The 10556-nt window shown below is 69.6% G+C and carries 11 protein-coding genes; 5 read left to right on the forward strand and 6 right to left on the reverse strand.

The features are described from left to right. The 3 genes from ETD85_RS55020 to dop form a co-directional block, all read left to right on the forward strand. Nucleotides 1–612: pyridoxal-phosphate dependent enzyme (locus ETD85_RS55020; RefSeq protein WP_138697826.1), on the forward strand; the 612-nt coding region annotated here is incomplete at its 5' end. A 66-nt stretch (nucleotides 613–678) separates the two neighbouring features. Beyond that, nucleotides 679–1758 (forward strand): acyltransferase family protein, encoded by a 1080-nt coding sequence (locus tag ETD85_RS55025; protein WP_240780039.1) that lies wholly within the window; start codon nucleotides 679–681, stop codon nucleotides 1756–1758. Nucleotides 1759–1844: 86 nt separating this feature from the next. Then, a complete protein-coding gene (gene dop, locus ETD85_RS55030) occupies nucleotides 1845–3359 on the forward strand; it encodes a depupylase/deamidase Dop (RefSeq protein ID WP_138697828.1) in 1515 nt (504 codons plus the stop codon). Between the two features lie 32 nt (nucleotides 3360–3391). On the opposite strand, the gene ETD85_RS55035 is transcribed toward dop, so the two are convergent. After that, nucleotides 3392–3802 (reverse strand): hypothetical protein, encoded by a 411-nt coding sequence (locus ETD85_RS55035; protein WP_138697829.1) that lies wholly within the window; start codon nucleotides 3800–3802, stop codon nucleotides 3392–3394. A 145-nt stretch (nucleotides 3803–3947) separates the two neighbouring features. Here ETD85_RS55035 and ETD85_RS55040 point away from each other — a divergent pair, with 145 nt between their 5' ends. Together ETD85_RS55040 and ETD85_RS55045 are read left to right on the forward strand one after the other, a co-directional pair. Then, nucleotides 3948–4157, forward strand: a complete 210-nt coding sequence (locus ETD85_RS55040; RefSeq protein ID WP_103962996.1) for a ubiquitin-like protein Pup — start codon at nucleotides 3948–3950, stop codon at nucleotides 4155–4157. A gap of 242 nt (nucleotides 4158–4399) precedes the next feature. Further along, the gene (locus ETD85_RS55045) at nucleotides 4400–5083 is read left to right on the forward strand and encodes an endonuclease VII domain-containing protein (protein WP_170247369.1); all 684 of its coding nucleotides are present in this window, start codon (nucleotides 4400–4402) and stop codon (nucleotides 5081–5083) included. Between the two features lie 5 nt (nucleotides 5084–5088). On the opposite strand, the gene ETD85_RS55050 is transcribed toward ETD85_RS55045, so the two are convergent. Genes ETD85_RS55050 through ETD85_RS55070 form a run of 5 tightly spaced genes read right to left on the reverse strand, consistent with a single transcriptional unit; the run spans nucleotide 5089 to nucleotide 10315 of the window. Then, nucleotides 5089–6126, reverse strand: coding sequence for a DNA polymerase IV (locus ETD85_RS55050; protein WP_138697831.1), 1038 nt, complete (start codon nucleotides 6124–6126; stop codon nucleotides 5089–5091). Between the two features lie 53 nt (nucleotides 6127–6179). Further along, nucleotides 6180–7235, reverse strand: a complete 1056-nt coding sequence (locus ETD85_RS55055; RefSeq protein ID WP_138697832.1) for an ABC transporter ATP-binding protein — start codon at nucleotides 7233–7235, stop codon at nucleotides 6180–6182. Further along, nucleotides 7232–8050: a carbohydrate ABC transporter permease gene (locus tag ETD85_RS55060; protein ID WP_138697833.1), complete on the reverse strand. Its 819-nt coding sequence runs from the start codon at nucleotides 8048–8050 to the stop codon at nucleotides 7232–7234. Before ETD85_RS55060 ends, ETD85_RS55055 begins: the two co-directional genes overlap by 4 nt. Next, complete coding sequence (locus tag ETD85_RS55065; RefSeq protein WP_138697834.1) at nucleotides 8047–8973, reverse strand: carbohydrate ABC transporter permease; 927 nt, start codon at nucleotides 8971–8973, stop codon at nucleotides 8047–8049. The genes ETD85_RS55060 and ETD85_RS55065 overlap by 4 nt, the downstream gene beginning before the upstream one ends. Then, a complete protein-coding gene (locus ETD85_RS55070; RefSeq protein ID WP_138697835.1) occupies nucleotides 8948–10315 on the reverse strand; it encodes an extracellular solute-binding protein in 1368 nt (455 codons plus the stop codon). The genes ETD85_RS55065 and ETD85_RS55070 overlap by 26 nt, the downstream gene beginning before the upstream one ends. Nucleotides 10316–10556: the final 241 nt, after the last annotated feature.

Genomic DNA, 10556 nt, shown 5'->3' on the forward strand with positions numbered 1-10556 from the left:
CCCGGGGCCCTGGGGGCGGGGCTGGACGGGGTCCCCACCCACGCGCCGGACGGGGTGCCCACCCATGTACCAGACGGGGCGGACGGGGCGTCCATCCACGTGCCGGACGGGCCGCTCACCCATGTGCTGGCGGAGCCGTCCTCCCACATGCCGGCCGGGGGGCCGCCCACCCACGTGTTCGTGCAGGCGGGCGTCGGCGGCCTGGCCGCGGCGGCGGCCGGATACGTGCGCGACCGCTGGGGCGAGCAGCCGAGGATCGTCGTCGTCGAGCCCGAGGCCGCGCCCTGCCTGCTGGAGAGCGCCCGCGCGGGCGAGCCCGTCCGCGTCCCCGGCGGCCGCACCACGCTCGGCCGGCTCGACTGCCGCGAGCCCTCCCTCCTCGCCTACCGCCTGCTCGACCACCTCACCGACCTGTTCATGACGATCACCGACGACCAGGCGGAGGCCGCCGCCCGGCTGCTGGCCGGGCACGGCGTCGAGGTGTCCGCCTGCGGCGCCGCCGGAGCCGCAGGGCTGCTCGCCCTCGGTCCCGCCGCCCGCGACGCGCTCGGGCTGGACGACGCCTCGCACGTGTTGCTCGTGGGAACAGAGGGAATCGTGGAACCAAAGTGATCAGGGTGACGTCTAAGGGCCGTGCAGCAACCCAACCGGCCAAAGCATGCTCGGGGTGACGGCCGGTTGGCCGAACTCGACCTTCTGCGATTCATCGCCGCCGTGGCCGTGGTCGCCTTCCACTACCTGGTCGCGTACGCGTCGGTCTGGGGAGACCGGCCCGCCGAGCTGTTCCCCGCGTTAGCCCCCATCGCAGGGCTGGGCATCCTGGGCGTCGAGCTGTTCTTCATCATCAGCGGATTCGTCATCCTCATGACCGTCTGGGGGCGCGGGCTCGGCGGTTTCGCCCGATCCCGGCTGGTCCGGCTCTACCCCGCGTACTGGCTCAGCCTGGCCGCCGTCGCGGCCCTCTACGGGCTCACCGGAGCCAAGGCGCTGGACCCAAAACTTTCCCCAGGCGAATACCTGCTGAACGCCAGCATGTTCCAGCGGCTGTTCAAGGTCACCGACGCCAGCGGCGTCTACTGGTCGCTGTGGGCCGAGCTGCGCTTCTACCTCCTGATCTCCATCCTCGTGATCGTCGGCGTCACCTACGGGCGCGTCCTGGTGTTCGCCGGCGTCTGGCTGGTCGCCGCCGTGGGCGCCGAACTGCTCGGGAACGACCTCGTGAACGAGATCGTCATGCCCCGCTACGCGCCTTACTTCATCGCCGGAATGGCCCTGTATCTGATCCACAAGCACGGGAGCGCCTGGCTGCCGTGGCTGTACGTGGCCGGCGGCTACGGCATCTCGATCCACTCCGCACTCGAACGCGTGCACGGCCGCATCGAGCTCGCCGGGTTCAAGAACATGCCCGTCACCGACCTCAGCGTGATCATCACCATCACCCTGATCTTCGGCGTGATGGCGGTCGCGGCGCTCGGGCTGCTCAGGCTCAAACCCTCCAAGACGCTCACCGCGCTCGGGGGCATCACATACCCGCTTTACCTGTTCCATGGCGTCGTCGCGGTGCTCCTCATCCCGGCGCTCACCGGCGAACTGCCCCCCTGGGCGGTCGCCACCGTGACCGTCCTGACCGCCGTCGGGCTCTCATATCTCGTGTACTCCTTTGCCGAACGCCCCATCCAGCGGCTACTCAAGCCCCGCAGATCACCACAAACCACATCAGCTCCGGCCGTACAGGTTGAAAAGGCGTCGGTGCCATAACTCTGTGGCCTTGGGGCACTGTGAAGGGCATAGGCTCGGGCATATAAACGGCGGATAGACAGACCCGGACGAACAGAGGGTGTTGCATGACGGTGCGTCGGGTGATGGGCATCGAGACCGAATACGGCATCTCCGTACCAGGTCAGCCAGGCGCCAACGCGATGGTGACCTCCTCACAGGTCGTGAACGCCTACCTGGCCGCCTCGGCGGCTCGCGCGCGCAGGGCACGCTGGGACTTCGAGGAGGAGAACCCGCTCCGCGACGCGCGCGGCTTCGACCTGGCCAGGGAGGTGGCCGATCCCAGCCAGCTCACCGACGAGGACCTCGGCCTCGCCAACGTCATCCTCACCAACGGCGCCAGGCTCTACGTCGACCACGCCCACCCCGAATACTCCGCGCCCGAGTGCACCAACCCGCGGGCCGCGGTGCTCTGGGACAAGGCAGGGGAGCGGGTCATGTACGACGCCGCCACCCGGGCCTCCGCCATCCCCTCCAACGCGCCCATCCAGCTCTACAAGAACAACACCGACGCCAAGGGCGCCTCCTACGGCTGCCACGAGAACTACCTGATGCGGCGCGCCACCCCGTTCGCCGACATCGTCCGGCACCTGACGCCCTTCTTCGTCTCCCGCCAGGTCGTCGTCGGCGCCGGCAAGGTCGGCATCGGCCAGGACTCGCGCGGCGAAGGCTTCCAGATCAGCCAGCGAGCCGACTTCTTCGAGGTCGAGGTGGGTCTCGAGACCACCTTGAAGCGGCCCATCATCAACACCAGGGACGAGCCGCACGCCGACCCGGAGAAGTACCGCCGGCTGCACGTGATCATCGGCGACGCCAACATGTCGGAGATCTCGACATATCTGAAGCTGGGCTCCACCGCCCTCGTCCTCGCCATGATCGAAGAGGGCTTCCTCACCCGAGACCTCGCCGTCGAGAACCCCGTACAGGCTCTGCGGGCCGTCTCGCACGACCCCACCTGCCGCTACGAGATCGCCATGCGCGACGGCCGCAAGCTCACCGCCGTCCAGCTGCAGATGGAATACCTCGAGCAGGCCCGCAAGTACGTCGAGGAACGCGGCATCGCCCAGGACGAGATGAACAAGGACGTCCTCGACCGCTGGGAATCCGTGCTCACCCGCCTCGCGGAAGACCCCATGCAGCTCGCCCGCGAGCTCGACTGGGTCGCCAAGCTCGAGCTCCTCGAGGGCTACCGCACCCGCGACGGCCTCGCCTGGTCCCACCCCCGGCTCCAGCTCGTCGACCTGCAATACTCCGACATCCGGCCCGATCGCGGCCTGTACAACCGGCTCGTCGCCCGCGGCCGCATGCAGCGCCTCGTCACCGAGGAAGACGTGCAGCGCGCCGTCGAGAGCCCTCCGACCGACACCCGCGCCTACTTCCGCGGCCGCTGCCTGAGCCAGTACAGCGAATCGGTCGCCGCAGCCTCCTGGGACTCCGTCATCTTCGACATCCCCGGCAGGGAGTCGCTGCAGCGCGTGCCCACCCTCGAACCGCTGCGCGGCACCAAGGCCCACGTCGGCGAGCTCTTCGACCGCTGCCGCACCGCCGCCGACCTCGTCGCCGCCCTCACCGGCGGCGACTAGACCCGCCGCGGGTCAGACCCGCAGCGGGTCCCTCACGCGGTCACCAGGCCGACGCCCAGCGTCAGCGTGCCGACCGCCAGGCACACGCCGCCCGCCACCGTCAGCCAGATCAGCTTGCTCGGCTTGGTGTCGGCGGGCCGCACCACGGACAGGAAGAAACCCAGCGGCATCAGGATCGGGGCCGCCACGATCAGCGTGCGCGTCAGCGCCTTCATGCCCTCCGACAGGCCCGTCTGGTCGACGTACAGCATCGCCACCAGGCCGAACAGGACCAGCACCCCCGCGTGGGCGTGCCCGGCCCGCCACAGTCCGCGACGGACCGGGTTGTCCAGGTAACCGGGCACGTTCTTCATCAGGAACGACAGCAGCGAGACGCCGCCGAAGGCGACCAGCGGGACTGTGATGAGGAGCACACCTGCCGTGCTCAGGGACGATGGGGACATCGGGACCTCCTGTGGGTACGGGACCTCATTATTGGATAGGAACACTATCTAGTCAACCCGGCAAGATCGCAGGTGGATCGGCGCGAAATGTCGTCCGGTTCGGGGAAGATATGCCTAGAGGCAGTCCCCCAAGCGGAGGTAGGACATGGCAACCAAGGACACCGGCGGGCAGAAGCAGGCCGGTCGGCGCGAGTCCGAAGTCGAGGAGACCGAAGCCTCGGCGCAGCCCGACGTTCAGGAGCGGCAGGAGAAGCTCACCGACGATGTCGACGCGATTCTGGACGAAATCGACGAAGTGCTCGAAGAGAACGCAGAGGAGTTCGTGAGGAGCTATGTACAGAAGGGCGGACAATAGGGGATAAATCCGGACATTGGGGGGTGTGGTGGAGGGGTCGGGAGGTCGCAAGCGGTGCCCGGATGCGCTTGTTGCGCCCGAACTCGGAGACTTCCTTCTCCTCTCCGCAAGCGATCACCGTTCCTGAGGGCCACAAGTACTGCCCTCGGTGTGAGGAGATCAAGCTCGTCGAGGAGTTCGGGCGCAATCGTACAGAGAAGTCTGGACTGGCCGCCTACTGCAAGCCGTGTCACAACACCGTGATGCGCGAGGAGCGAGTCAAGAAGCACGGCAGTACTCGCAACTACCATCTGAAGCGCCGTTACGGCATCACCGAGGACGACTTCGAGCGCATGCTCGCCCGACAGGGCGGGCTCTGCGCCATCTGCCAGAGCGCGCCGGGCACATTCGTCGACCACTGTCACCGGAGCGGGCAGGTCCGGGGCGTTCTCTGCTTCAACTGCAACAACGGGCTGGGGCACTTCGGCGACAACCTCGTGCTGCTGGAGCTGGCCGCGCTCTATCTGGGCGGGGACGTGCTCTGGCCGGAGTTCGTGGTGCTTCCTGAGCGCCGGGCGGCCGGGGAGGTGGCTCGCACACGTGCTCATCACCTGTCGCAGCGGTACCGGGTCCGGCCCGAGGACGTCGAGCGGATGATCTCGGCTCAGCACGGGTTGTGCGTGGTGTGCTGGGATCGGCCGCCTGAGCATGTCGATCACTGCCATCGCACGGGTGATGTGCGGTTTGTGTTGTGCCTGCCGTGCAACACGGGGATCGGGCAGTTCAGGGATGATCCTGGCGTGGTGTGGCGGGCGCTCGCTTACGTGGGGCGGAGCCTCGGGGAGTGGGACGAGGCGGAGGTTCCGGAGGAGGAGCTGGCGGAGTTGGCACGGGCCGATGATCGGCTGCGGGCGGAGTTCTACGCCACGGTGACCAGGGTCGCCTGAGCTCTCTAGGTGTCGGGCATCGTGTAGTCGACGGCGACGCCGAGCAGGCGGACGGGGCGGTCGAGGTCGAAGCGGCCGAGGACGGAGACGGCCGCGGCGGACAGCGCGCCGGCGTCCGTGGTGGGGGCGGGGAGCTTCGACTGGCGGGTCCGGGTGAGGAACGGGGCGAACCGCACCTTGACCGAGACGCGGATGACCTGCCGTCCTTCCGCGACCGCGTCCCGGGCGACGCGTTCGGCCAGCTCGGTGACGTGCCGGGTGATCTCGGCCCGATCGGTGAGGTCGTGCGGGAAGGTGGTCTCGCGGCTGTGGCCGCGGGCGACCCACGGGGTGGTGACGACCTCGGCCTCGCCCTTGCCGAGCGCGAGATAGCGGTACCAGGGGCCGTTGGTGGGCCCGAAGTGGCCGGCCAGGTCGGCGGGGTCGGCGGCGGCAAGCTGGGCGACCGTGTGGAGGCCGAGCGCGGCCAGTCTCTTGGAGATCCTGGCGCCGATGCCCCAGAGGGCGTCGGTGGGGCGGTCGTTCATGACCTCGGCCCAGTTGTCGCCGGTGAGGCGGTAGATCCCGGCGGGCTTGGCGAACGCGGAGGCGAGTTTGGCCTGGTGCTTGTTGTCGCCGATGCCGACGGAGCAGGACAGCTCGGTGCGGGCGCGTACGGCTTGCTGGAGCTCGGCGGCGAGGGCTTCAGGATCGTCGGTGGCGGCGCCGACGAAGGCTTCGTCCCAGCCCCACACCTCGACGCGGACGGGGAACTCGCGCAGGACGGCCATGACGCGTTCGGAGGCGGCCTCGTAGGCGGGCGGGTCGCTGGGCAGGAAGACGGCCTCCGGGCAGCGTCTGAGTGCGGTGCGCAGGGGCATGCCGGAGTGGACGCCGTGTTCGCGGGCCTCGTAGGTGGCGGTGGCGGCGACGGTGCGCGGCTGCGCGGGGTCTCCTGAGCCGCCGACGACGACCGGTTTGCCGCGGAGCTCGGGGTTGCGCAGGATCTCGACGGCGGCGATGAACTGGTCGAGGTCGACGTGCAGGATCCACTCCCTGGACATACTGTCCAGTATGCCGGTGCGGGTCCTGGGCGTGCCTTCGAGCAGGGCACCTGTCAGGTCAGGAGGGCGCCGTCGCGGTAGAGGAGTGCGCGGCGCGGGACGGCCCAGCCGCGGGCGCCGAGCTCGGGCTCCTCGCCTTCCTGGACGACGAGCTGGATGAGCGCGTCCGGGGACTCCATGGTGACGAGGGTGTGGGTGCCGAGGTTCTCCAGCACGGAGACGACGCCGGGGATGGCGCCGGGGCGTTCGGCGGCGGACAGGTCCATGTATTCGGGACGTACGCCGTAGGTGAGGTCGTCCTCGCCCGTGATCTCCGCGGGGCAGGGGCCGGGAGCGGGGAGTACGGCGCCGGCCACGGCCAGGCCGCCGTCGGTGATCCGGGCGGGCAGCAGGTTCATGGGGGTGGAGCCGATGAACGAGGCGACGAACGTGGTGGCGGGGCGATGGAAGATCTCGGCGGGTGAGCCGACCTGGATCATGCGGCCGTCGGACATGACGGCGATGCGGTCGGCGAGGGCGAGTGCTTCGGCCTGGTCGTGGGTGACGAAGACGGTGGTGACGGCGAGCTCGCGCTGCAGGCGCTTGAGGAAGGTACGGGCTTCGAGGCGGAGGCGGGCGTCGAGGTTGGACAGGGGCTCGTCGAAGAGGAACGCGGCGGGGTGGCAGGCGATGGCCCGGGCGAGCGCGACGCGTTGCTGCTGGCCGCCGGAGAGCTCGGCGGGGCGCCGGTGGAGGAGCTCGGTGAGGCTGAGCCGGGCGGCGACCTCGGCGGCCTTGGCGGTGCGCCGGTCGCGGGGGACCTTCTTGACGCGCAGGGGGTAGGCGATGTTGGCGGTGACGTCCATGTGGGGGAAGATCGCGTAGTCCTGGAAGACCATAGCGACGTCGCGGTCTCCGGGCGGGAGCCGGGTGACGTCGGCGCCGTCGATGCTGACGCGCCCGCCGGTGGGGGTCTCCAGCCCGGCGATGGTGCGCAGGAGCGTGGTCTTGCCGCAGCCTGAGGGGCCGAGCAGGGCGAAGAACTCGCCGTCGGCGACGGTGAGGTCGATGCCGTCGAGGGCGCGGACCCCGCCGGGGAACACCTTGGTCAGGCCGTGCAGGGAGATCACCGTTTGATCCCTCCGTGGAAGCGGAAGCCGTAGCGGTGGGAGACGAACAGGTACATCGCCACCACCGGCAGCGAGTACAGCAGCGAGAACGTGGAGATCAGGTCGAGCCTGGGCGCGCCGCCCTCGGTGTAGAGGGTGTAGAGGATGACCGAGCCGGGCGCCTTGCCGGGGTCGCGCAGCAGGATGAACTGGAAGAGGAACCCGCCCCAGACGCTGGCCAGCGCCCATACGGCGATGGTGGCCAGGCCCGGGCGCACGAGGGGGATCACGATGTGGCGCAGGATCTGCAGGGGCGAGGCGCCGAAGACGCGGGCGGACTCCTCGTACGAGGTGGGGGTCTCGTCCATGAAGTCCTTGAGGATGAAGATCGCGGCGGGCAGCAGGCCGCCGGAGACGACGAGGATGACCCCGAGGTGGGTGTCGATGAGGTCGAGCCGGGTGGCCAGCTCGAAGATGGGCACCATGGCGGCCGTGCCGGTGACGACCGACGACAGCAGGAGCAGCAGGTAGAGCAGCGCGTCACGGCCGGGCACGCGGACCCTGGACAGGGCGTAGGCGGCCAGCGCGGCCAGGACGACGACGAGCGCGGCGGCGCCGCCGCCCTGGATGAGGGAGTTGCGGATGGACCCGAGCGCGTACGGGTTGTCCAGGATGGCGGCGAAGTTGCGCAGCGTGAACTCGGGGATGGACGTGGTGATCGTCGGGGTGTCGTCGAAGGGGGCGCTGGCGAGCCAGAGCATGGGGAGGGTGAAGAAGGCCAGGACGACGGCGATGACGACCGTGGTGGCGAGCCGGCCGAGGACGTGGCGGATCATGCGGGCGGCCCTCCGGCGGCCGTCGTCTCGCGCTCGCGGCGCCGGCCGCGCAGCAGCCGCAGGTACGCCAGCGCGAAGACGAGGTTGATCAGCAGGATCAGGAAGGAGATGGCGGCTCCGACGCCGAGCTGGCCGTCGCGGAGCGCGACCCGGTAGACGTACACGGGCAGGATCTCCGAGCGCCCTTCCGGGCCGCCGCCGGTGAGGACGAACGGCGTGAAGTCGTTGAACGTCCACAGGCTGATCAGCAGCAGGTTCGTCAGGATGTGGCGCCTGATGGCGGGCAGGACGACGTCGCGCAGCTGCTGCCACACCCCCGCGCCGGCCAGGCGGGCGGTCTCCAGGTGGGAGGGCGGGACGTTCTCCAGGGCGGCCGAGTAGAGCATCATGCTGAACGCGGTGCCGCGCCACACGTTGAAGACGATGATCGACAGCAGCGGATAGTCGAGCAGCCAGGCGAACCCGGGGGTGTGCAGCAGGGCGTTCAGGGTGCCGTCGTCCCGGTCGAGCAGGGCGAACCAGAGAAAGCCGACGACGGTGCCCGGCAGGATCCACGACAGGAGCACCACGCCTTCGACCAGGCGGCGGACGGGGCCGGAGCGGCCGCGCAGGATCCAGGCGAGGGCGAAGCCGAGGCCGGCCTGGCCGATGATGGCGGAGCCGCCGACGTAGAGCAGGGTGAGCCAGAGCGAGGTGAGGAAGCGGGGGTCGCCGAGCGCCCCGGTGTAGTTGCCGAGCCCGACGAAGCGCGGCTCGGCGGCGGCCAGGCCGGTGAGCCGGTAGTCGGTGAGCCCGAGGTAGACGGTCCACAGCGCCGGGAAGATCAGGAAGACGGCGATGAGGACGAGGGCGGGCAGGACGAACGCGACCGCCCTGCCCTTGCCGAGCCCCGCGGCGTCAGCCGCCGACGTTGGCCGCGCCACCGACCAGTTCCTCCAGTTTCGTCTGGTACGCGGTGGCGGCCTCGTCGGCGCTCTTGCCGCTGACGACGGCCGCGGTGGCCTCCTGCAGCGCGGCGGAGACCTGCGGGTAGACGGCCAGCCCCGGGCGGTAGGCGGTGATGGGCAGCACCTCGTCGGCCACGTACTCAAGCATGGGGTCGGCGGTGAGCACCTCGCCGTTGACGTCTGTGCGGGAGCTGATCCGCGCCTGCCCGGCGAGCTGCGACTTCGTCGCCGCCGCCGAGTGCATGAAGGCGAGCAGGTCCCAGGCGAGCTTGGGGCTCTTGGAGAACGGGTTGAGCACGCGTACGGCGCCGCCGGACATGCTGACGTGGTCCTGGCCCCGGATGCCGCCGCCGGGCTGCTTGGCGGGGATCCTGGCGTAGCCGACGACCTGGTCGCGGTCCTTCATGGGGGCGACGCCCGCGGTGGGCTCGACGACCGAGCGCCAGAAGTAGTCGCTCTCCGCGAGGATGCCGATCTTGCCGGCGGCGAACTGGGCGAACGATTTGTCGCGGCCCTTGGCCTCCTGCTGCAGCTTGGGATCGCCGAGGCCGCTGCCGCCGTAGATCTGCTGGTAGAAGCCGAGCACGTCCTTCATGGCCTGGGAGGCGCCGGCCCATTTGCCGGCCGCGTAGATCTCGGCCCCGGCGCCCGCGAGCAGGGGCAGCACGCCCTGCATGGTGGTGGCCTCGCCCATGGCGGTGCCGGCGTTGATCTGGATGGGAGTGGGCACGCCGGCCGCCTTGAGCCTGGTCCCGGCGTCGATGATGTCCTGCCAGCTCGTGGGGGCCCAGGTCTCGGGCAGCCCGGCCTTCTTGAACAGCGTCTTGTTGTAGAACAGGACGCGGCCGTCGGTGCCCTGGGGCAGGCCGTACTTCTTGCCGTCGAAGATGCCGAGGCCCTGGACGGCCTGGGGGATCTGGGCCCAGCCCTCCCACTGCTCCACGGTGGCGCCGCCGACCTCGGTGAGCGGCTTGATGTAGCCGGCCTGGGCGAACTCGCCGACCCAGATGCCGTCCAGGTCGATGACGTCGGCCCCCGTCCTGGACTTGAGGTCGAGGGCGATCTTGGTCTTGTACTGCTCGTCGTCGACGCCGCTGGGCTGGAACAGGACCTTGACGTTCTGGTGCGTCTTCTCGAACTCGGGGATCACCCACTGCTTGATCCAGTCGGCCGACTCGGAGTTCTTGCCGCCGGAGATGCTGTTGGCCGCGATGGTGAGGGTGACGCTGCCACCGCCGGACTCCGTCCCGGTTCCGCAGGAGGTGAGCGCCAGGACGGCGATCGCTCCGATCACCGCTGGTCGGCTGGGGAGTCTCATGTCGGCCTCCTGTTCAGGACGTGCAGACATACCGACAATCGCATGGGCGGTGGCGGGCGTAAAGAAACGATCTGAACACGGAGGACGCGGCTGCCCGGGAAGCCCGCTGGTCTGTGCTCGTGAGCCCGCCCTCGCCTCGGGCGCGCGTCCTGGGGGACTCCGCGATGGTCGGGAGGAGGTGGTGCCGGAGAGGACGAAGTGTGTGTGGGTGGCTCTTATACACATCTCCGAGCCCACGAGA

The organism is Nonomuraea zeae, assembly GCF_005889725.1.
In the GTDB taxonomy this organism is placed as follows: Bacteria; Actinomycetota; Actinomycetes; order Streptosporangiales; family Streptosporangiaceae; genus Nonomuraea; species Nonomuraea zeae.